We start from the raw sequence: 23765 nt of genomic DNA, 5'->3' as shown, positions 1-23765 counted from the left end.
ATGAAAAAAATATTTTTAATTATAGGTTTAGCTTCATTATCGTTAACTTTTACATCTTGTGAAAGAGACATCACGTCACTAAATGAAGACCCTAAACACCCAACTGAAGTTCCGTCAGGAGTACTTTTTGCCAGTGCTGAACATGCACTTCTTGACCAACTATTGTCTGCCAATGTAAACCGTAACATTACCAGGTTTTTTACACAACAGTGGTCAGAAACTACTTATACTGATGAGACGAACTATGATATGGTGACGAGACCAATTCCAAGGAATCATTATAACCGTATGATGGCATCTGCATCAGCAACCATCAACTCTCCGGGAGTATTATCTGCATTAAGAGATGCCAGAAGATTTCTTGAGAGCGAGGGGGTAGATCCTGTTACTAAAAATAACAATATTGCTATGATTGAATTAGTAAATGTATATGCATGGGCCAATTTAGTTGACACATATGGTGATATTCCTTATTTCGGAGCATTGAAAGCTACCGCTGAAAATCCAGGGAGTGCGGAAATTCCTTATGATGATGCAAAAACAGTGTATCTGGATCTTATCAAAAGAATTGATGCTGCTGTTGCTATGATTAATACTTCTGGTAGTGGATATGATAAGGATTTGATCTACAAAGGAGACATGACTAAATGGAAGAAAATGGGTAATTCATTGAAATTCAGAATGGCTGTAACTTTAGCAGATAGCGACCCCGCATTGGCTAAAACTTATGCTGAAGCAGCATATAATGCCGGCTTGTTCACGGGAAAAATAGATAACTTCGGACTTCAGACATTTCCTTCAGGATTATTATCAAACCCGGTATATCAGGATGTAATTCAATCGGGTAGAAATGACTTTATTCCGTCAGATGTTCTGGTTGATTTTATGAATACTACTTCAGACCCAAGAAGAGCAACGTGGTTTACACAGGTTGCTGGTGCTTATGTGGGCGGAGTATATGGTGATCAGAATGTTTTTAGTGATTACTCTCACTTTACAAATGCTATTTCAGGAGAAAATGCACAAGGTTTCTTATTAGATTTTTCTGAAATTCAATTCCTGAGAACTGAAGCTGCTGCAAGAGGCTTTAATGTTGGAGATACTGCTGCTAATTTATATAAAGATGCTATTATAGCTTCAATGGCTGAATATGGTATTGATACACCGACTGCAAATGCATTTATTGCTGCTAATCCATATAATGCTGCCAATTGGAAAAAATCTGTAGGAGAACAAGCATGGATAGCGATGTTCAATAAAGGATTCCAGGCATGGAATTTTGCAAGAAGACTAGACTTTCCTGTATTTGTAAATCCTGGAGGTTCTGTGGTAGAATCAGTACCGGTAAGAATGAAATATTCTGATCAGGAGTATCTTCTTAACGCTAAAAATGTGAATGCTGCAGCTTCAAAAATTGGAGGTGATAAGGTGTCAACCAAATTATTTTGGGATAAATTTTAATAATAATAAATTCTTCAAGCCTGCTTATGGCTTGAAGAATATAAAAATTTTTATATGAGATTTTTTATAGGAATTCTTCTTTTAATGGGTATTGCATCATGTTCTAATGATGATGACCGTGCAGTTGTAAATGAAGATGTAAGTATTAATGGAAGCTGGAAACCATATAAGTATGAGTTCAAAGGTAAAGATATCGTGCTGACGGATTGCGAAAAGAAAGGAATTATATTTATCAATCCTGATTTTTCAGGATCTTACGAAAGATATGATGTGTCTTCTTCTGGAAACTGTAATCTGTTCGATTCTTTCGGAGGAAAATGGAACTTTGATAAAATGTATCAAACGCTAACTCTTACTTATACAGAAGCAGGAGTTTCCAAAACACTGAAAAAGGAAATAGACTCATATTCCAGTACTGAACTCAGAATTAATGACAACAGCAAAAACTTAGACAATACACCTGGAAATGACGAGGCAGTCTTAGTTTTCAGAAAAGAATAAATAATCTTATTTACTTATAAAACCGCCTTCGGGCGGTTTTTTTATTTCCGTATATTTGTAACTTATATTTTGAGTGGAAACATAGGTAATATGTTTCGGCTTTAGGCATTAAAAGAGAATTTGGAAACATGAATATTAAAGATATTATAGAACAAAAACTTTCAGAAGTCATTTTAAATGTATATCAGTTAAAAGACATTAAACTGGAAGTTCAGGCTAATAAAACGGAATTTGAGGGTGATTTTACCATTGTCACTTTCCCGTTAGTAAAACAGTTGAAAAAAAATCCTGAGAGTATCGGGGTTGAATTAGGTGAGGCTTTGACAGAGCAGACGGAAATTTTCGAAAGCTTTAATGTAGTGAAAGGGTTCCTTAATGTTAAAGTTAAAAACCAATTGTTTGTAGATAACTTTAGATCTGTAAGCAAAAATTTTTCTACTATAGAAAAGAAAAATTCTACGGTAATGGTAGAATATTCTTCCCCAAATACAAATAAACCACTGCATTTAGGGCACATCAGAAATAATTTATTAGGATTTTCTGTAGCACAAATCTTAAAAGAAGCCGGGTATGATGTAATCAAAACTCAGATCATCAATGACAGAGGTATTCATATCTGTAAATCTATGCTGGCCTGGGAGAAGTTCGGAAACGGAGCAACGCCTGAAACTACCAATACTAAAGGAGACAAATTTGTTGGAAACTATTACGTAGAATTCGATAAAAACTATAAAAAAGAAATTGTAGAGCTTGTAGAGCAAGGTGTAGGAGAGGAACAGGCTAAAAAAGATGCCCCGGTGATGAAAGAAGCTCAGAAAATGCTTCTGGATTGGGAAAATGGAGATGCAACTGTAAGAGCACTTTGGGAAGAGATGAATTCATGGGTTTACAAAGGATTCAATGAAACTTATAAAAGACTGGGGGTTGACTTTGATCAGGTTCAATACGAAAGCAATACCTATATTTTAGGAAAAGATCTTATCCAGGAAGGATTAGATAAAGGTGTTCTGTATCAGAAAGAAGACGGTTCTGTTTGGTGTGATCTTACAGATGAAGGACTTGATCAGAAGCTGCTGTTACGTTCAGACGGTACATCGGTTTATATGACACAGGATCTTGGAACAGCAGTTGAACGTTTTAAACAAAATAGTATTCAAAAACTGATTTATACAGTAGGAAACGAACAGGATTACCACTTCCAGGTTTTATTTAAAATTCTTAAAAAACTTGGATATGAGTGGGCTGATCAGTTGTTCCACCTTTCTTACGGGATGGTAGAATTACCAGAAGGTAAGATGAAATCCCGTGAAGGAACCGTAGTAGATGCAGATGATTTGATGCAGGAAATGTATGAAACAGCAAAATCTAAGGCTCAGGAATTAGGAAAACTGGAGAACCTTTCTGAAGAAGAGAAAGAAGCATCTTATGAAACAGTAGGATTGGGTGCACTGAAATATTTTATGCTTAAAGTAGATCCTAAGAAAAAAATGCTTTTCAACCCATCAGAAAGTATAGATTTCAACGGAAATACAGGACCATTTATCCAGTATACCTATGCTCGTATTCAATCATTGCTGTCTAAAGCAGGTACTTTGCAAACGGAAACGGCTGATATCGAATTAAATCAATCTGAAAAAGAATTGATTATGCAGTTGACAAACTTTAAAACTGTAGTTGCCAAATCAGCAGAGACATTAAGCCCAGCTTTAGTGGCCAACTATGTGTATGATCTTGTGAAAGTATACAACTCTTTCTATCAGAATAACCCTATTCTGAATCAGGAAGATGAAAATGTAAAACAATTCCGTTTGAATATTTCAGATATTACAGCGAAGACGATCAAAAAATCGTTAGAACTGCTGGGAATAGGAACAGTAAACAGAATGTAAAAATAAAAAGCCTCCTGAATTTTTCAGGAGGCTTTTTATATGTGAAATTAATTATCCATAATTAATGATCTCGCATCACTTACCATGTAACGGAATCTCGCATTTTATGTTTTATCATTACTTTCGCCATGCATCTGCTTCAAACTATCTGCATACAACTTGGCAGGAGTCCATCTTGCATGCTTGGAAAGAATGGCTTTATATCCTTTTTTGTAAGTATAAACTTTGGTGAATACGGCACCAAAAAATATCAGCATGCAGGAATAGTTGATCCACATCATAATCAGAATGACGGTTCCAGCAGCACCAAAAGCTGAAGTAGGCTTTACCTGATTAAAATAAAGACTTAATAAAAACTTTCCGAGGGTAAATAAAACGGTTGTCAGAAATGCCCCTTTCCATACGGGCTTCCAGCTGATCAGAACATCAGGCAGCACTTTAAACATTAAAGCGAATAAAAGCATGACCAGGCCAAATCCTACAGCAAAATTCACAAACTCTACCAGCATATAGGTTTCAAAACCAAAATACCGTGTAATAATCTGATTGAAAAGACTGATCAGAGAAGATAAAACCATAGTAATCATCAGAAGAAATCCCATAATAAGAATCATTCCCAAAGAATTGGCTCTGTCTAAGAGAAATTTAACCAATGCCTTTTTGGGAGCCGCTTCTACTTCCCAAAGTGAATTTAAAGAATGCTGAAGCTGAAAAAAAAGTGTCGTAGAACCAAAAACCAATGATCCGACCCCCACTGCTTTCATGAAAATATTTTTTTTGTCAATCAGAGCACCTGCCAGCATACCTTCAATACTTTTAGCAACATCCGGCCCCATAATACCGCTGATCTGCGTGCTTATTTGTCCGCGGATAGCTTCTTCACCAAAGAAATTTCCAAGTACCCATATAATAATAATCAATAATCCAGGGATAGAAAAGATGGCATAATAGGCAAGACTTGCTGAATCTTTTGATGCAGTAGAATTATTCCATTCTGTAAAGGTATCTTTCAGAACTTCCCAGAAAAATTGAGCATTTTTGATCATATTAAAAAGGATATCCGATGGCAATATTTAAAACAAGGTTATCTTTTCTCCACTTTGAATCTCCGAAATTAATTTTATCGAAGGCCCATCTGTCCCCTTTTTCGTAATAAGGAACTCTCAGTGGCATGGCAAGGTCCAGTCTTAAAATCAGGATAGAAAAATCCAGTCTCAGACCTACTCCGGCTCCCACCGCAATTTCATTTAAAAAGTCTTTTGAAAATTTAGCGCCCGGTCTGTTTGTGTCATCGTGAAGCAGCCAGATATTTCCGGCATCTACAAAAACGGCAGCATTTAAAAATTTATAAAGATTGGCGCGGTATTCTGCATTTAATTCCAGCTTAACATCTCCGGACTGGTCAAAATAAGTACCTTCATCGAGAGTTCTCGGATCAAAACTTCCCGGCCCCAATGTTCTTGCACGGAATGCCCTGATACTGTTGCTACCTCCTGAGAAAAACTGCTTGGAGAAAGGTATAAATTCTGAATTTCCGTATGGATAGGCAATTCCTCCAATAAATCTCGTTGCTAATGAAGACTTTTCAGTCAACTTATGATAAAACCTGAAATCGTTTTCAATTTTTACATACTGGCTGAAAGGAATACCGAATATTTTCTTTTCCTTATCTTTTTTTACATCAGCCCCTGTAGCAAGTCCTGTAATATTTCCTGCAAGATCAAGTGTTCCTTTATAATAAAAGGTATTGGTCTTTGGCAGCATAGTATTGGTGTATGTGAAAGAATAGGTAGGGCCAAAAATGAGCTGTTTATCTACGATTCGCAGCATAGCAGGATTTCCGGCAGATTTAGTGTAATATTCATCTGTAACATTTGCTGGTGATACCAACGTAATATCAATCACTTTCAGCTCATGTTCTTTTCTTGCATTCTCTTTCCACAGATATCCAAATGATCCGGTGAAATTATTAAGCGTGTAATATTTTGTTCTGTTTTGGAATTCATATCCTAATGTGATATTCGTTCTCGGAACAAATTCGCTGGAAGAATGAAAACGGAATGGCGCTACAATTCTCGGAATGGAAAGTTGTGCATTGGCTCCGGCGCGGAAAATATTATTCGCGTCCTGGGCTCCTCCCATTTGGAAATCAAAAGCTCCGTAGATGGCTGCTTTAAACTGTTCTGCACCTCTGAAGAAATTTCGGTGAGTCCAGTTCAGGTTCAGTTCACTACCCGCATAATTGGCAGAATTTGTTCTTCCTAAAGCTTCCAGACGAAGTGACTGGGTTTGTCTTGGAGTTAATAGATAATAAGCATCAAATTTGTGACTTAATGAATCCGAGACCACGAACTCATTTTTCACAAATTTAAAGACACCGAGACTGATCAAACGGTTCAGCGTAAGATTATGATTGGAGCGGTTATAAAGATCTCCTTTTTTGAAATATAGAGCTCTGTCAAAAATTTTAGGTTTGAATTTATGCTGAGGATCAATGACGTAAATATCATCAAAAGCATATTTTGAAAGAGAATCTTTATCCATCGGAATACTATACTTACCATCCTTTACATCCTGAATGTTGTAATTGGGAAATACAATAACATTATTAATGCTGAATTGCTGAGTTGCTAAATCAGGCGTATTGTCTTTCAGTTTTACGTTAAGTTCAACCTTATGATTTTTACTTATGGTACTGTCTGCCTGCACGATAATGTTGTCGGGATGGAAATAATAAAAACCTCTTTCTTTTAAACCATTATCAATTCTTTCTCTTTCTGCTTTGATGACATCCAGATCAAATGGTTTTCCATTTTTAAGAAATGTTCTTTTTGTTAAACCCTGAATTTCCTGGTTCACCAATGTAGAATCCTTCTGAAATTTTACTCCGTCAATTAAATATCTGGAACCCGGTCTTACTGTATAAATGACCTGAGCTTTTTTATTCTTTGAAACCGTATCATAAGAAGCTTTAGCATTGAAATATCCTTTGTTTTCAGAATAATTTACAATAATATCTTTATTGAACTCGCGGTCTACATCGCCTAATAATACAGGTTTTTCACCCACTTTATATTTAAGCCAGTAATTAAACCCTTTATCCTTTTTCGGCTCTTTGGCTATATTATAAAAATACAGCTTGGGACGCATACCTAAAAATGTAGAATTAGGTTTCGGAGTGAGGTTCGCTTCCAGTGCAGCCTGAAGATCTTTTTTTTCGTTTTTTGAAATTGTATCGTTTTCAATTTTTAGTTTGGCTCCGGTATAAAGCATTTGGTCTTCTTTCAAAAACCTTGTGTTACTGCACGAAATTACAGTTGATGCCAGTCCGGAAACAAACAGATACTTACAATATATATGGAACTTATTACTCATTATTTAAATTCTACCACTTGGTTATTTTGATTTTTTTTCGGCTTCTTCTCTTTAGATTTTTGGAAAATCTCCCGGAATTTGTCATAATCCAATGTAATAATGAATCCTACTCCGGTTTCTATGATCTGACCCTGAAGAGCTACCTGATATTCATCTTTACGATAAGCGCGTAGCATGTACCTTCCGTCTTTGGAAAGACTGTAATCCACGGAAACATTACCCGCAATATTGGTCATATTTTCGTTTTCGCGGGCCTGGCCCTCCAATCCGAAGTTACTTCCTACCGTTACTTTCAATCGGTCATTCAATAGTTTTTTACTGATATCCACATTCAGGTCGGTTCTGGTATTTTTTTGTCCGCTGGAATAATCTTCTGTAGAATCAAGTCCAAAATTAAGATCTACGCCTTTAATCAGACCTGCTGCAAGATTATTTAACTGTTGAGAAAGAATCTTACTTACACTTTGCCTGGCCATAGTTTCTGCAGACATTCCGGCGCCGCTTTCAAATGGATTTTCTCCGATAAAACGGTTCAGAAGCAGTAACGCAAAAACCTGTTTGTTCAGTTCAGATTCCAGAGTTCTGAGTTGGGCAAGTTTTTGATCAACAACATCTTTTACATTCGTAGATACAGAATTATTTTTTTCTTCTGTAGTAATATCAAAAGTAAGCTGAGGTTTCAACAGCTCTCCTTTCATTTTCAATAAAGCATTGAACGGAATTCTTTGTTTGAACTGATTGATCAGCGAAGCTCCTCCGTTTTCAGTTCCTACCTGCTGTTCCACAAGATCAATAGGAGCTGCCTCTGTTTTATAAACAGCGGTGATGTCCATAATAGCCATCGTAGGTTCACCGGTCCAGGTTATTGTACTTCCTTTCTGGATATCAAACTTACGTTTCAGAAAGCTTACAGAAAGATCATAACTACCTTTTTCTACTTCATATACGCCTACCAGTGTAGTTTTCCCTGATGGGTCTATTCCTCCGGTTAATTCTGCTTCACCCTGAAGCTGGACAAAATCACCATTGGCCTTGTCGATAATTAATGAAAGTTTTGCTTCCTTACTTACTTCAATATTAACACTTACGTCCATGCCTTTAATACGGCTTTGCGCATTAAGAGAATCTGCTTTGATCGTTTTATTTAAAACAACCTGATCCTGATCCACAAACTCTACAATACCGTCTCTTTCCTGTAAAGATGGAGTAGATTGAGGAAGAACAAAAGTGAAATCAGTATTGTCTGCTACATTCAGTTTCCCATCTACCTTAGGAAGATCCAGATTACCTCGGATATGAAGACCTGCATCAATGGCAAGAATGCCATACATCATGGCATCATTGGACTTTTCTGAATTAACAACCTTGAAGTTTTTAGCATTCACATTCAGATTAAAAGCAAAATCTCTATAGGTCTGTGTTAGAACCTGTCCGTCCACAACAAGAGCATTTCCGTCTTTATCTTTGATTTTAAATTTATCAAACTCAATTCCACGGCTGGTAAAATCTATTTCATCGCTCAGATGTCTGAAATCACTTCCGGTTTTTGCAATTTCCAGCCCTGCATCATTGAATTTTACTTTTCCTAAAACATTGGGTTTATCAGTAGTTCCGGTAATCTTTAAATTTCCTGAGAGATAACCTTCCGTATCGGTAATTGCATTCATAGAAAAACCTTGAATACTCTTCATCTGAAGCTGATTGATCGCCATATTCAGATCGAAAGTACTGGAAGAAGTATTATAATCTCCAAGGATTTTTACATCATTGTTATTTCCGGAAAGGGCAATATCAGCATTTAAAAGATTCGGTGAAGCGTTGTTTACTTTTACTGCAAGATTTCGGACAGGACTTCCATAGACGATTAAATCAGAGATATTCAGGTCAGAAGTGAACGTCATTTTTTTAGTGACATCCCGAAGCTGTGCTGTCCCATTAATGGTTCCTCTTGCCAGAACGGTATCTTTTTTAATAAGTTCCGTAATGGTTTCAATTTTAAAATCTTTCAACGAGATGTTTAAAGGACTGCTTGGGCTGTTGCTTTCAGACTGAACAGCAATTTCACTGTTTCCATTGGATAAAATGAAATTATCTGCCAGAATCCCTTTATTGCTGATCTGGATTTTGTTGTTTTCCGCAACATTCCAATCTGTATAATTGAGCTTTAATCCGTTCGGGTTTAAAGATATTTCTGTAATGTCATTCAGTGATTTTGCATTTCCTGCAATCAGGAATTGAGTAGCATCTTTCTCGTCTTTTGTAGTGACGTTGTATCGGATGGTATTGTCTGCAACATCTCCGTCAATGTTTATTTTGTTTAAAGAAAAACTTGAACTTTTTAAAGCAGCAACATTCAGGCTGTACTGCAATGCCTGATTTTCATTGGTAACTTTTAAAGCTCCTTTTTCAATAGTATTTTCACCATATAATAACCTTGGAATCTGCCCGTCAATCTCAATTTTCTGAGAATCTGCATCATAATTTCCAACAAGATTTATCGTTTCAAAATCTTTCAGATCAGGAACAAATTTTCTGATCAGATCATCATTTTTGATCTTCGCAGTGAAGGTAAAATGCTGCCCCGGATCAATTTTTTGACTTTTTTCCGGTTTCTGGAACTGATAATATTGATTAACAGTTTTCGTTAAAGCACCAAAAATCTGGGTAAGTTTATATTTACCTTTCAGTTCTACATCCGCGATCTGAGAATTGAAAATAATCTGTGTGGAATCCTTTGTGGATGAAGCTTTCAGGTTGACTTCCTGTACCGGATATACTTCTTTGGTATCTGAGAATGCAAAATCTTTAAGGTTCAGATATCCGTTCAGATTATTTGGATCAAGACTTGTGAAATCACCATCAATTTTTCCGGCAATGATCATCGGTTTTTCGTAGAAGCCAAGTTTATTGACATCCAGTTTGATGACTTCTCCATTCACTTTTACTGTAGGATTTTTTTCATCATACACTCCGGACGCGGTCAGCTGTAAACTGGCATTCGGGTCTTTTGAATCGAGAATAACATGGTAAGCACCTTTGTTGATCTTTCCGGTAAGATTCATATTTTGATAACGATACCCTTTGTAAACCGCGGAAGCAATATGCCCTTTTAGGTCCGCATTGGCATTTTTAAAATCAAAACTTTCACCTTTTGCTGCAATCTGTGCTGTGATGGGACCAATATCTTTATTCTGAATAATTTTTCCTATCTGTATGCCCTGAAGATTTGCTTTTACATCATATAACTCATGATTTTTCCTATGCATATCTACTTGTGCAATGACAGCGGCATTTCCAAGCGTGGAATAGAGGTTCAGATCTGTATTCACTACTTTAGTCGTGCCTTTTGCATTTCCTTTGATACTGAAATGGGAAGGAAGGGAAATATTGGAAGGAATTGTATTTTTCGGAACAAGATTAAATATCGTTTTGGCACTGGAAGAAAATTCTCCGATTCTCAGATCGTAATACAACTGATCAGGATTCATCGCATTTTTAATTTTCCCCGATGCCATTACCCTAAGCTGATCCAGCCCTGAAACTTTGAGATCCCTGATTAAAAGATCATTTACGCTTCCTTTTACATTGGCATTAACATTTAGAATAGCGTTCGGATATTTGTTGAATGGAACCGTATTCCTTAAAGTCGGAACCAGATTCAGAATGTCAGAGAATCCTATTTTTGAATCTTTAATGTTAGCTGAGATCTTTACCGCACCAAGATTTGAGCTTAGCTGGTCAATGGAGTTATAGTTTAAAATAACCTCATCACGTAAGATTGTTTTTGGGGTTTGTAGATAAAGGTCTTTGAGATAAGCCTCCTTTTCTGCATACACGAAATCTGTATTGAATTTCTGGATATCCAGGCCTCTTCCTTCTTTGATTTCTGCTGTGTTCACAGTTCCGGCAAAAGTATTATTCTCCATTTTGAAGCTTCTTACTTCCACATTCATTTTTGAAAAATTCAGGTGGTTAAAGTCCATGCCTTGTTTGGTAGGAGCAATGGCGGTATTGTTATAATTGACCTTTACATCATTTAAAACAAGCTTTCCTAAAAGAAGTTTCATTGCCTTGTCCTGATCGGAGGCTTTGGAAACTTCAGGTTCTTTTGTTTTTTTCGGATTGGCATTCTGAGCAGGAAGATAAAGATTGGCATTAATATCTGCTCCGGAAAGAAATACATTCGCAATGTTGTAAGCATTATTTTCAAGATCAAGTTTATTAACCTTTGTGCTCAGTTCTTTGAATATGACTTTTGCAAATGTTTTGGTATTGTCATCACCGTAATCAATATCGAAATGGGTAAGCTTAATGCCTCTCAATCCAATATTCATCGGTTTCTTTTCATTAAGAGAGTCTACTTTTTTCTCAACCTTTTGGGCAACTTCTTCTACAAGTCCCTGTTTTAGCTTTAATTTTAATCCGTCAAGATTAATATCATTAACAGCGTAATTGTTTTTATTAAGATCAAAAGTTTTTACCCTGGTATCAAAAGACTTAAAATATAGTTTAATATCATTCTTCGACTGCTGGTCATTGAATGTCACGCCAATATCTTTTAAATTGATTTTATCAAGAGAAATAATGAATGGTTTGGAAGAGCTTTCCTCTTTGTCACTGGTTGCGAAAGCATCGATGATATAATCGAAATTGAATTTGCCGTCCGGTTTCCTTACAACATTGGCACGTGCTCCTTCCATACTGACCGAAGTAATATCTGCGGTAGAATTAAGAAGCTTCAGCATATGCAAACCTACATCCAGTTTTTTCACTGCCAGAAGGGTATCCACATCCTGTCCTTTGAGATAAAGATTCTCCATGACAAGGCTGTTGGGAAATCCTATATAGACTCTTTCAAGGCTTACCTGAGTTTTGATTTTTTTCTCAAGGTAAACAATAAGCTTGTCTTTGATAAAGTTTTGAACGGCAGGGAGTTTTAAGCTTAGTATCAACAGGGTAAGAAGAACCAATATTGAAATAAAGGTTATTGCAATACGCCTTAAAAGTTTTGTGGTGTTGATTTTCAGTTTCAAATGCGATGAGGTTTCTAACAAAGATAATAATACTATTTTACTTGGTCTTTGTTGTGGTACCCTTTTGCGAATGCAAAAATCCTGCCTTGGCTGTCTTTTTATGGAATTTCTAGTTTGTAGTTGTCAAGTGAATAGTTGAGTAAGACAGCCAAAGTAAGGATTGTTATTTGTAAAAAACGCCCCCCATTTTATCATTTTTAGTGTTGAAAAGGTAGTTAGCAAAAATGAAATTCAAATGTTAGTAGTTGTAAAGGGGGCGTGGCATGGTTTATATGATAGATAATAATTTTAGTTGTTTCCGTTTTCCCATTTCACTTCTTCTCCCTGAGGAGCGGCACCACCTTGTGCTGTTGTGATAGGAGCGGTTTCCTGATTGATGTGATAAATATAGGCTGCAATTTTTTCAGCATCTCTTCCGGTAATGGTTCCTTCCTTGATAAAAGGTCTCATGGTTGGATTGTTTGGAGAGCCGTTTTCAAGCATCCAGAATACATTTTTAAATAGACTTTTTTCTTTCATATTGATCCAGTGTGTATCAGTAAGGTTCGGACCTATACCTCCTTTTCCTCCGTCTCCATGGCAGGTAACACAATTCGTTTTGAAAAGTTCCTGACCTTCTGCGATATTATCAGCACTGTATTTTGCAGATTCCAGATTGATCTGAGGGGCCGTTTTTTCATATTCTTCGATGGATGCTAACATGGTTTTTGCTTCTTTGGTGTACTCTGCTTCCGGATGGGCATAATCTGTGAAAGAAAAGGCAAACAGATAGACTGCACAGAAGATACATCCGAACCAGAACAGGCCAATCCACCATTTCGGGAGTGAGTTGTCAAGCTCTGTAATTCCGTCAAAACCGTGGTCAATAAGAATATCCTTTTCTTCCGTAACGGATTGTTTTTTGAAGGCAGAGTTCCATAATTTCTGGTAATAGGGAACTTTTTTTTCTGCCAGATATTGTTTTTTCTCTTCCTCGGATAATCTGTTGAAACTTTCATTTTCCACCAGATCTCCAATCGAATTCATGATCAGCAGGAGGATAATGGCAATTAATATCAGCGCCCAGAAAAAAGGAGAAGAAAAATATCCTGAATCACTGGCGAACATTTCAAAGGCCATGATCGTTAAACCTATCGTTGCTGCGATATATATTGAAATTGGGGTTCTCGTTTTCATTGCAATTCAATTTTAAATGTTACTCTACGCTGGCTGTTTGTACCTGTGTTGTTTTAATATCCGTACCTAATCTCTGGAGGTAAGCAATCATAGCTACAATTTCTCTTTGTTCAAGCGGTACATACGCAGTTCCTTTTGCTGTTTTTTCTTTTACCATCTGATCTTTTACATCCGTTGCTTCAGCATAGATTCTCTGTACAATTGCTTTTGATTGGTTGTCTGCCCATTGGTTGGCAGAATCTATCTGAGCTTTTGTATAAGGAACATCGAAAGCATTTTTCATCAGTTTCATCTTATCCACCATCTGATCGCGGTCCAGTTTATTGGTGATCAACCATGGGAAACGAGGCATGATAGAACCGGCAGACGTAATTCTTGGGTTATACATATGTTTAAAATGCCATGAATCTGGGTTTCTTCCTCCTTCCCGGTGAAGATCTGGTCCTGTTCTTTTAGATCCCCATAAAAAAGGTCTGTCATAAATAAATTCTCCGGCTTTGGAATACTGCCCGTTTTTTCCTTCAAATCTTACCACTTCATCACGGAAAGGTCTGATCATCTGAGAGTGGCATGAATTACATCCTTCACGGATATAAAGATCTCTGCCTTCCAGTTCCAGTGGTGTATATGGCTTTACAGCTGTGATCGTAGGAACACTTTGCTTCAATGAAAGTGTGGGAACAATTTCCACCAATCCACCAATTGCTATCGTGATAAAAGCTAATATAGAAAGGAGAGTAGGGGTTCTTTCCAGCCACAGGTGTACACCTTCACCTTCTTTTCTTGAAGTACTGATGTTGGCCAATGCGGGAGCTTCTGCAGGAACCTCTTTCTGGAATGAACCGGCTTTAACAGTTTTGATAACGTTAATGACCATTAAAATTGCTCCGGACAGATAGAGAACACCTCCTAAGAATCTCATTTTAAAGTAAGGAATGATCGCAGTAACGGTATCCAGCCAGTTTTTCCACAATAATGTTCCGTCCGGGTTGAATTGTTTCCACATCAATCCCTGTGTGAATCCTGAAATATACATAGGAACGGCATAGAAAATAATTCCTAATGTTCCCAGCCAGAAGTGCCAGTTGGCCAGTTTTTTAGACCAAAGAGACGTTCTCCACATGATAGGAACCAGATAATATACCACCCCGAATGCCATGAAGCCATTCCATCCAAGTGCTCCTAAATGTACGTGACCAATCACCCAGTCGGTATAATGACCAATTTTATTTAATGATTTTGTTGCCAATAAAGGTCCTTCGAAAGTAGCCATACCATAACAGGTAATAGCAACTACAAAGAATTTCAGAATTGGATTTTCTCTTACTTTATCCCATGCTCCTCTTAAGGTTAGAAGACCATTCAGCATTCCTCCCCATGACGGTGCAATAAGCATGATAGAAAATCCTGTTCCTACAGCCTGAGCCCAGGCAGGTAAAGCTGTATATTGCAGGTGGTGAGGCCCGGCCCAAAGATATACAAAGATCAGCGACCAGAAGTGAATAATGGATAATTTGTATGAGAATACCGGCCGCTGAGCTGCTTTTGGCATAAAATAATACATCAGACCTAATACAGGGGTGGTTAATACAAATGCTACTGCATTGTGCCCATACCACCATTGTACTAATGCATCTTTTACACCTGCATATACAGAATAAGATTTCCAGCTTGTGAAAGATAACGGAACTTCCAGGTTATTGAAGATGTGAAGCATCGCTACAGCAATCCAGGTTGCAATGTAGAACCAGATGGCTACATATAAATGTCTCACCCTTCTCTTGGCAATAGTTCCAAACATGTTGATCCCGAAAACGATCCATGAGAATGCAATTAAGATATCAATAGGCCACTCATGTTCCGCGTATTCTTTAGATGTGTTGATTCCCATAAGGAAAGTAATCACTACACTAACGATCATCAACTGCCATGACCAGAAATGGATCCATGAAAGCGTATCACTATACATTCTGGTTTTAAGAAGTCTTTGCATACTGTAGTAAGCACCACAGAAAAAGGAATTACATACGAAAGCAAAAATTACAGCACTTGTATGAAGCATTCTGATTCTTCCGAAGCCCATTGCTCCCTGAGTATTGATCAGTCCCTGAATATTGCCCGAAGCTAAGCTTTTAATAGTTGTATCATCCGTACCGAATAAAAATTCAGGTAATTCGGGATAAAAAAGCATCAATGCAGCTGTAAGCCCCAGCAGAAATCCGACAAGTCCGAATGCGATAGTCGCATAGAGGAATGCTCTGACAATATTATTGTCATAATTAAATTTTTGCGTCTCCATAAATTCCAATAGTGTTTACCGAAGTGATATTTTCTCTAAAAAAAAGGCTTATTTTTGACTCTTTTCTATATTGAAAATAAATATCATGTAACGTGTATAATGTTTTGCCAAAGGTATTTATTAACTTTGTTAGAGGCTATTAGATAATCTTCTAAAATATACCTAAAACTACTAAAACAAAAACGATGAAAGTATGTGGACAAAATATCAGGAAAATTCGCAGGAGTAAAGACCTTACGCAAGAATATATGGCTTTTGAAATGGGGATTTCCCAGAAAGCTTATTCCGATATTGAGAATTCCAAGGTGAAAATCAATCTGGAGATACTGACTAAAATTTCAAATATTTTAGACATCAAGCCATCCGATATCTGCAGCATTTCGCATAAATGTGGAATAGATGCATATGAAGATAAATATCAGGATCTTTTGGAGTATATGAAAAAGAATAATATTTCAATTCCGAAAGAGTTTTTGTAGACTTTGGTTTTACACTTCACATTAAATATAAGTAATAATAAAATAATGATCTCCTTCAGCTATTGAAGAAGATCATATTTTTTGCTCAAAAAAGAGCTGTGTTTCTAGTATGCCTGATGATCATGAAGTTGATAGGGAACAAGTATGGATTTTTCAAATTTATTATAATTAATAAATTATTAATAAATAATTATGTAGAAAAAAATTCACATAATTGTGGATAAATGTTTACAATTAATTTAATTTTCTATAATATATTTGTCATAAATCTAACGCTTGCCCACTGAATGAAGCTTCTCTACTTTATTTCACTCCTATTTTTTTTATGTGTCAACGGGCAAAGCTATACCTCCCAATGGTATAACATGGATAATGGTCTGCCTCAAAACAGTATCAAAGACATCGTAAAAGATAAATATGGATTCATCTGGCTGTCTATGGAAGGCCGGATTGTACGGTATGATGGAAGTAATTTTGTTCAGTACAGAAATTTTAAATTCAAAAACCTAAGCTTTGGTGATTTCTTTGGAAACATACAAAAAGACAGTATCACTATTTTTAATGCTTCCGAAAAAAATGTTCTTCTGATTTCTCAAAGAAAACCACATGCTATATCATCCAACCAGGTTTTCAAGCCAGGAGGAACAGGAAATCAGAAAGTATATAAACAACTTGTTAAAAATAATATTACCGTAAGATTTATTTCATACATTGATTCTTACTTTATCCGGCTAAGTGCGGGTGCTTATTATTTTGAAAATAATGGAATTATTTACATTGATAAGAAAAGTAAAAAAAATACAAAAATTGATGTGAGATTCCCCCATCATAAATTAAAGAGATTATTTGTGCATGGGGATTATGGTTTTATTGCTGATACTGAAAATAAAAAGATATTTCAGTTGTACCAAGGTAAATATTCCTATATAAGTGCACCTTCTGTGTATACAGATCCTGAAACAAAAATTTATTGGCAGCAAATCACCGGACAGGTGTTCTTAATCAACCATGGTAAAATATACAGAAGTGAATTCTCAGAAGGAAAATTCAAACTCACTTATTTATTAGAATACAGGGATATTGGTAAAGAGATTTCCGGAGCTATGTTTTATGATGACGCTACTCATAAATTATATATCGGAAGCTCCATTAATGGGCTTAAAATTCTAAGTCTATCCGATTTCTCCGTATCCAGGAAAAACTTACCTTATCAGGATGAGGTCTGTTATGCAGCGGTTCCTTATGGAGATCATTCTGTTCTTACACAGGAAGGTATTAAATATTCTCAGGGTTCATCAGAAAGAATATATCCGGCCCGTCAATCTTATGATAAACGGTATATGTTGGAGGATAACTTCCAAAATCTGGTGTACCGCGAAAATAATTCTATTCATATAAGGAATAAAAATAGCGGATTTATAAAATATGATTCTATTTCTTTTGAAGAGAAAGAGATTCATGGGTTGTACAAAAGCGGAGGTCTGTACATGGCATCTCTTGTTAGCGGACAGCAATCTTATCTTTATCTATTTAAACATGATCATTTTAAGGAAATAGAGAAAATCATTCCTTGTAAAGATAATATAGATGCTGTTTTAAGATATAATAAAGACCTTCTTTATCTGGGAGGCGGTGGTGGCATCTATGTGTTTTCCCTCAGCCGGAATAAAGTGGTAAAGCTTATCGGAAAAGGTCTTCCGGTGAAACAAATCATTAAGACAAAAGACGGAAATATCTGGTTTACCACTTACAGTAGAGGAATTTATTTAATAAGAGACCAAAAAGCAATTAAAATTCCATCCGATAAAAATGATTTTCTGGCTAATGCTCATTATCTGCTGGAAGATCAAAACTCCAATTTGTGGATCTCATCTGATAATGGATTATTTAAAGTGAATAAAAATACCCTTCTGCAATATATTAAAGCTCCAAAGGAAGTGCTCACTTATTACCGCTATACTAAAAAGCATGGTCTTTTAAATAATGAATTTAACGGAAGTGCCAATCCTTGTGCTCACGAGTTGAAGAATGGGGAATTTGTGTTTCCTTCTATGGGTGGATTTGTATTTTTTACTCCAGAAAATGTAAAAACTTATTATCCAAAGTCTGAAAGTATCTATCTGGAACGAGCAAAAGTAAATGGAAAGATGATACAGCTGACAGATAAACTCTTGCTGGAATGTGGGTATAAAAATGCAGAACTCTATATTGATATTCCTTACTATTCCGACTTGGAAAATATCTATCTGCAGGCTAAGCTTTTAGACAATGAGGGTAGTTCATGGGTTAATATTAAAAGTGATAAAACATTTCGGCTGGCCAATATGGAACCCGGAAATTATACTCTTTTGGTTCGGTTTTTATCTTCAGAAACTGGAAAATTCGTTTATAAAACAATTCCTGTAGATGTTGAAGCCTATTTTTATCAGACTTTTCTTTTTAAAATCCTGATTGCCGGTATTGCTGTTTTCATCGTTTTAGTAATTGTACAGATGAGAACCAATTTTTTAAGATTGAAAAATAAGGTGCTGAAAAATACACTTGTGCATAAAGATAAAGAGCTGCTGGAAACCAGTAATAAACTGAAAAATGAATCCGATTATCAAAAAAAGCTGGTGGAAAGTATAAGCCATGATATTACTACACCTGTTAAATTTATTGCGCTTCTTTCACAGGAACTTAACCAGTCGGTAGATTTGAAGACTCAGAAAAAATATTTTGACAGCATTTACAAAACTTCGGAACAGCTGTATAAATTTACATTAAGTCTCAAAGAATATACAGAACTATACAAACAGGGAAATATAACAGACGAAGAATATTCAGTTTATGATCTGATTGAAACTAAAAGGCTATTGTTTGAAGAAATAGCAGCAAGGGAAAATACGTTTATATACAATTTTTGTGATCACCAACTGAAGACCAGGCTTAATAAAAATATTCTCCTTGCAGTTTTTCATAATATCATTGATAATGCAGTGAAAAATACCTCAGATGGGAAAATTACGATCACATCGGCCTCTACAGAATCACATATAGAAATCAGTATTACGGATACCGGTAGCGGGATGTCTGATGAACAACGGATTTATTATTCTGAACTTTTTAAGAAAAAAGGGAGCGAACATATGACTTTTAAAAATTATGGATTAGGTCTTCACATGGTTGCTCAGCTGATGATGAAAATCAATTCCGAAATGACTTTTTATAAAAATACTCCTAAAGGAACCATTATTAAAATCCTTATTAAAATATGACAAAAAAAATACTCATTGCAGATGACCATCATGTGGTAAGAATCGGGACAGCTATGATCCTGGAGAAAAATTTTAATCATTTTGAAGTCGATTTTGCAGAAACCTATGGAGAAGCAAAAAAGAAAATTGAATCTGAAAAATATGACCTCGTTATTCTGGACATTGAACTTCCCGGAAGCATTTTCAAATCTATGGTCAGAGAGATAAAAAGTATTTCTGAAGATACTCTTGTTTTAATATTTACATCCTACAAAGAAAATATTGCCCTGCAGTATATTGAAGAAGGAGCAAATGGTTTTCTGAATAAGCAGAGTGACCCTGAAAATTTTGTCAAAGCTGTTGAATCTGTCTTTAAAGAGGGTTTCTATTATACTCCGGAGATGATGCATGAAATGCTGAAAGGGAATAAAAAGAAAAAAGCAGTAGATGATTTATCAGAGAGGGAATTGCAGGTTTTTAATCTTTTGGCCAAAGGAAACGGAAATCTTGAAATAGCGAATGCCCTTAATATTGAAGAATCTACTGTGGGTACCTACAAAAGAAGGGTATATCAGAAACTGAAGATTACCAACCTGGTTGAATTGCTTGACATTTATAAAGAAATACATTAATCGCTCATCCGCTCTTGTCATAAAATCACTACGATTTTGTGGAAAAATGCGTACAGGATCTGTTCTTTATTTACTCATTTTTCGCAGTAGGTTCGTATTGCGAAAAATGAGTAAATAATTCAAGGTATTGGATATTATTCAGGACCCTTTAGATTCTAAAAATACGTATTTGTTTATGAAAAAAAAGATGCTTTTCATGGCCTTATTGGGCGGTTTAAATGGTATTCTGGTAAAAGCCCAGGTAGGTAACGTGGGGATTAGTACTGCAAGTCCCGGCAGTACCCTTACTGTCAATGGTTCATTTGCTGCCACCTACAAAACAGTTACTGCAAGTGGTGCCATAGGAGCCAATGATTACTATATTGCTTATAACGGAACTGCTGATGGAACATTAACTTTACCGGCAGCCATCAATGGTGCAGGTAATTTTGCCGGGCGTACTTACCATTTCAAAAATACCGGAGGAAAAATACTTACCGTTTCTGCTAATGGATCTGAATTGATTGATGATCAGAATGGAACCGGGTTGGGAGTTCCTGCTATTACGGTTCCTCCCGGGTATTATGCATTTTTGGTCAGTAAAGGAACAACTACCGGTACAACATGGGAACTGGTGCTGGTTTCTAGCTCCAACAGTATTCCTTCCGCAGAATCTACTTATCCGTTTTCAGCGGTGTCTACTACGACCCGACAAATGTGTGATGCTACTGCCACTCCCTCTAGTCCATGGATAATGACAGCGATTACTTATCCTCAGGGTACAGTTCTTAATAAAGGAAATGTCCTGAATACCTCTACAGGAGCTTTTAAGGCACCCAACGATGGATACTATGTGATTCAGGGATCTACACAGTTTGACAATGGAAGTGTAGCAGGAAATCCGAATTTTACCTGGACGGTACTCTACCTGGTAAAAAACTATGCTCCTGGTAACGGAGGAAGTATATTAGTTCAATCTTATCAACCTACTGTAACGAGGGTTTTTGGTTCGAGTATTTCATGCATGACATATCTTAGTGCAGGAGAAACGGTAAGCATGGCTTCTGTAGCGGGAGTATCTTCCGGTAACAAGTATGAGGTGGTGACAAGTACCATGTTCGGATACAAAATTGCGAATTAAAATAATATTGATACTGTGAAAAAGCGGTCTTGATTCAATAGATTAAGACCGCTTTTTGTAATTATATTTTACATTTTACCAGCAAAGGTATAAATAGAAAGGGGCTTTCCGGTTTGAAGAAGGGTGAATTGTCAATTTACCCCATGGAATGTGAATTTCTCTGAAAAGTTTTTATATATTTAGCGACCGAATAATTCATTCAATGAGCAACGAAAATAAAACAGGAGAAAAGGAGACTTTAGTTAGAGGATTAACAAATCGACATATACAATTAATTGCCCTTGGAGGTGCCATAGGAACCGGGTTATTTCTGGGAATCGGGCCGGCTGCAGTACTGGCGGGACCATCAGTAATTTTAGGCTATGCTTTAGCAGGAATTATTGCCTTTTTTATTATGCGTCAGCTTGGTGAAATGGTTGTTCAGGAACCCGTATCAGGAAGTTTTAGCCACTTTGCCTACAAATATTGGGGAAATTTTCCGGGATTTGCTTCAGGATGGAACTATTGGATCCTCTATATCCTGGTAAGTATGGCCGAACTCACTGCAATAGGGCATTATATTCACTTTTGGTGGCCGGAAATACCTCTCTGGGTTTCCAGTTTGTTCTTTTTTATTGTGATCAATGCGCTTAATCTTGCTTCCGTAAAGGTTTACGGAGAAACAGAATTTTGGTTTTCCATCATCAAAGTAGTGGCTATTATTGCCATGATTATCTTCGGAGTATATCTTTTGATAAGCGGTACAGGAGGAGAGAAAGCAACCATTACTAATTTATGGAATGATGGCGGATTCTTCCCAAAAGGATTATTTAATAAAACAGAAAACGGATATTCAGGATTATTTGCTGCAATGGCTATGATTATGTTCTCTTTCGGTGGATTGGAACTTATCGGAATCACTGCTGCAGAAGCCAAAAATCCGGAGAAAACTATTCCACAGGCTACCAACCAGGTGATCTATAGAATCCTTATTTTTTATGTAGGAGCTTTGGTAATCTTATTTTCATTAAGCCCTTGGAGAGATATTACAGAAGGATCCAGCCCGTTTGTAATGGTGTTTCAAAATCTTAATGGTCTTGAATTCAGTATGTTTGGTAAAGTGATTCAGTTCAATACATTGATTGCAAATGTTCTTAATCTGATTGTTTTAACGGCTGCTTTATCCGTATATAACAGTAGTGTTTACAGTAACAGCAGAATGCTTTTCGGACTGGCTCAGCAGGGAAATGCTCCGAAATTCCTGAAAAAGCTGAATAAAAATTCTGTTCCTATCAACGCTATTCTTATTTCATCATGCTTTGCCGGGATATGTATTATCATTAACAAACTAGTACCGGAAAAAGCTTTTGAATACTTAATGGCTTTAGTAGTATCTACTTTGATCATCAACTGGCTGATGATATGCTACACTCATTTGAAATTTAAAAAATCAATAAATGCATCAGGAATTCATTCAAAATTCCCTTCTATATTTTATCCGGTATCCAATTATATCTGTATTGCCTTTTTGGTTCTGATATTAGGATTGATGAGTATTACAGGAATGGAAATTCAGGTAATTCTGATTCCGGTATGGATTGGCTTTTTATTCGCTATGTACAAATTGTACAAACCAAAGTAAGAATATAAAAACAGATTTCAACATGTTTTGAAAAGGTGAAAATTAAATGATTTTCACCTTTTTTTGTTTGTATTTCTGTAGATTGGCAGTAGGATGTATTCCTAAATACCATTCTTTCTATCGATTGGCCTCATCTGGTATTTTTTTATGGAAACAATTCACAGAATCTGACATGTTCAACGGTTATTTTTTGTACATTAGTAAGAGGTTATATTTCAAATTCAGGTGAAATTTTAATCTGTTTGAAATACCTGCGGATAAGCCGAAAACCGTTACCAAAAAGTAGGCATGACCAAAAAAGACAGCTATGGCCAATTTATTTCAAACCCTTACCAACACTGTAAAACATTGGTATATCCCATTGATCTTCGGAATTCTTTTCCTTGTCTGTGGTTTTTATGTATTCAGTGTGCCGCTTGCAACGTATGTTACACTCTCTATTTTTTTCAGTGTCTCCTTTTTGTTTTCGGGAATTACGGAAATATTCTTTTCCTTACAGAATAGTAAGTCCCTGCAGGGCTGGGGCTGGTTTCTTGTAAGCGGATTATTAACTACGGCAATAGGAGTTTATCTCATCGCAAATCCTCAGATTTCAATGACGGTACTTCCGTTTGTCATAGGATTCACTTTACTGTTTCGTTCCTTTCAGCTGCTGGGCTTCGCCTTCGACCTGAGAAGTATGAGAATAATGAGTTGGGGAAATGTAGCCCTTGCTAGTGTTGGAGGAATTATATTTTCTCTGTTGCTGATATTTAATCCTGTGTTTACAGGGATTTCATTAGTTACTCTCACAGGTGTTTCCTTTATTTTTATGGGAATAGCTTCCATTATGCTTGCCCTGGATTTAAGGAAAATTAAAAAAATCCCCGGAAAAGTAAGCCAGGAATTAAGAGACAGAATCAAATCTTTACAGGAGGAAATTGACGACCTAAAAAAATCATGA

The 23765-nt window shown here is 36.4% G+C and carries 14 protein-coding genes; 9 read left to right on the top strand and 5 right to left on the bottom strand.

Translation table 11 applies throughout. The features are described 5' to 3' along the window. From KIK00_RS12015 to argS, 3 genes are all read left to right on the top strand, one after another. Positions 1 to 1461: a SusD/RagB family nutrient-binding outer membrane lipoprotein gene (locus KIK00_RS12015; RefSeq protein WP_255812647.1), complete on the top strand. Its 1461-nt coding sequence runs from the start codon at positions 1 to 3 to the stop codon at positions 1459 to 1461. 54 nt (positions 1462 to 1515) lie between these two features. Beyond that, on the top strand, positions 1516 to 1962 hold the full coding sequence (locus KIK00_RS12010; protein ID WP_255812646.1) for a lipocalin family protein: 447 nt from the start codon (positions 1516 to 1518) through the stop codon (positions 1960 to 1962). 128 nt (positions 1963 to 2090) lie between these two features. After that, entirely contained in the window at positions 2091 to 3851 is a 1761-nt protein-coding gene (gene argS / locus KIK00_RS12005) for an arginine--tRNA ligase (RefSeq protein ID WP_255812645.1), read from the top strand. A gap of 104 nt (positions 3852 to 3955) precedes the next feature. Here argS and KIK00_RS12000 read toward each other — a convergent pair whose 3' ends face one another. The 5 genes from KIK00_RS12000 to ccoN all read right to left on the bottom strand — a co-directional run bounded on the left by KIK00_RS12000 (position 3956) and on the right by ccoN (position 15734). Further along, positions 3956 to 4897 carry a YihY/virulence factor BrkB family protein gene (locus KIK00_RS12000; protein WP_255812644.1) on the bottom strand — a complete coding sequence of 314 codons (942 nt, stop codon included), beginning with the start codon at positions 4895 to 4897 and terminating at the stop codon, positions 3956 to 3958. Position 4898: 1 nt separating this feature from the next. After that, complete coding sequence (locus tag KIK00_RS11995; RefSeq protein ID WP_255812643.1) at positions 4899 to 7226, bottom strand: BamA/TamA family outer membrane protein; 2328 nt, start codon at positions 7224 to 7226, stop codon at positions 4899 to 4901. Beyond that, positions 7226 to 12259, bottom strand: a complete 5034-nt coding sequence (locus KIK00_RS11990) for a translocation/assembly module TamB (RefSeq protein ID WP_255812641.1) — start codon at positions 12257 to 12259, stop codon at positions 7226 to 7228. Before KIK00_RS11990 ends, KIK00_RS11995 begins: the two co-directional genes overlap by 1 nt. Positions 12260 to 12547: 288 nt before the next feature. Beyond that, positions 12548 to 13435 carry a cbb3-type cytochrome c oxidase N-terminal domain-containing protein gene (locus KIK00_RS11985; protein ID WP_255812639.1) on the bottom strand — a complete coding sequence of 296 codons (888 nt, stop codon included), beginning with the start codon at positions 13433 to 13435 and terminating at the stop codon, positions 12548 to 12550. Between the two features lie 19 nt (positions 13436 to 13454). Beyond that, entirely contained in the window at positions 13455 to 15734 is a 2280-nt protein-coding gene (gene ccoN, locus KIK00_RS11980) for a cytochrome-c oxidase, cbb3-type subunit I (RefSeq protein WP_255812637.1), read from the bottom strand. Positions 15735 to 15919: 185 nt separating this feature from the next. On the opposite strand from ccoN, the gene KIK00_RS11975 reads away from it, so the two are divergent. The 6 genes from KIK00_RS11975 (at position 15920) to KIK00_RS11950 (ending at position 23765) form a co-directional block, all read left to right on the top strand. Then, a complete protein-coding gene (locus KIK00_RS11975) occupies positions 15920 to 16213 on the top strand; it encodes a helix-turn-helix domain-containing protein (RefSeq protein ID WP_255812635.1) in 294 nt (97 codons plus the stop codon). A gap of 287 nt (positions 16214 to 16500) precedes the next feature. Beyond that, complete coding sequence (locus KIK00_RS11970) at positions 16501 to 19470, top strand: HAMP domain-containing sensor histidine kinase (protein WP_255812633.1); 2970 nt, start codon at positions 16501 to 16503, stop codon at positions 19468 to 19470. Continuing rightward, positions 19467 to 20081, top strand: a complete 615-nt coding sequence (locus KIK00_RS11965) for a response regulator transcription factor (protein ID WP_255812632.1) — start codon at positions 19467 to 19469, stop codon at positions 20079 to 20081. The genes KIK00_RS11970 and KIK00_RS11965 overlap by 4 nt, the downstream gene beginning before the upstream one ends. 175 nt (positions 20082 to 20256) lie before the next feature. Further along, positions 20257 to 21201 carry a hypothetical protein gene (locus KIK00_RS11960; protein ID WP_255812630.1) on the top strand — a complete coding sequence of 315 codons (945 nt, stop codon included), beginning with the start codon at positions 20257 to 20259 and terminating at the stop codon, positions 21199 to 21201. A 202-nt stretch (positions 21202 to 21403) separates the two neighbouring features. Continuing rightward, on the top strand, positions 21404 to 22822 hold the full coding sequence (locus tag KIK00_RS11955; RefSeq protein WP_255812629.1) for an amino acid permease: 1419 nt from the start codon (positions 21404 to 21406) through the stop codon (positions 22820 to 22822). Between the two features lie 307 nt (positions 22823 to 23129). After that, a complete protein-coding gene (locus tag KIK00_RS11950; protein ID WP_255812628.1) occupies positions 23130 to 23765 on the top strand; it encodes an HdeD family acid-resistance protein in 636 nt (211 codons plus the stop codon).

This window comes from Chryseobacterium sp. MA9 (assembly GCF_024399315.1).
GTDB lineage: Bacteria > Bacteroidota > Bacteroidia > Flavobacteriales > Weeksellaceae > Chryseobacterium.
The sequence above is the reverse complement of the archived record's forward strand: the minus strand, read 5'-3'. Positions and strand labels throughout refer to the sequence as shown.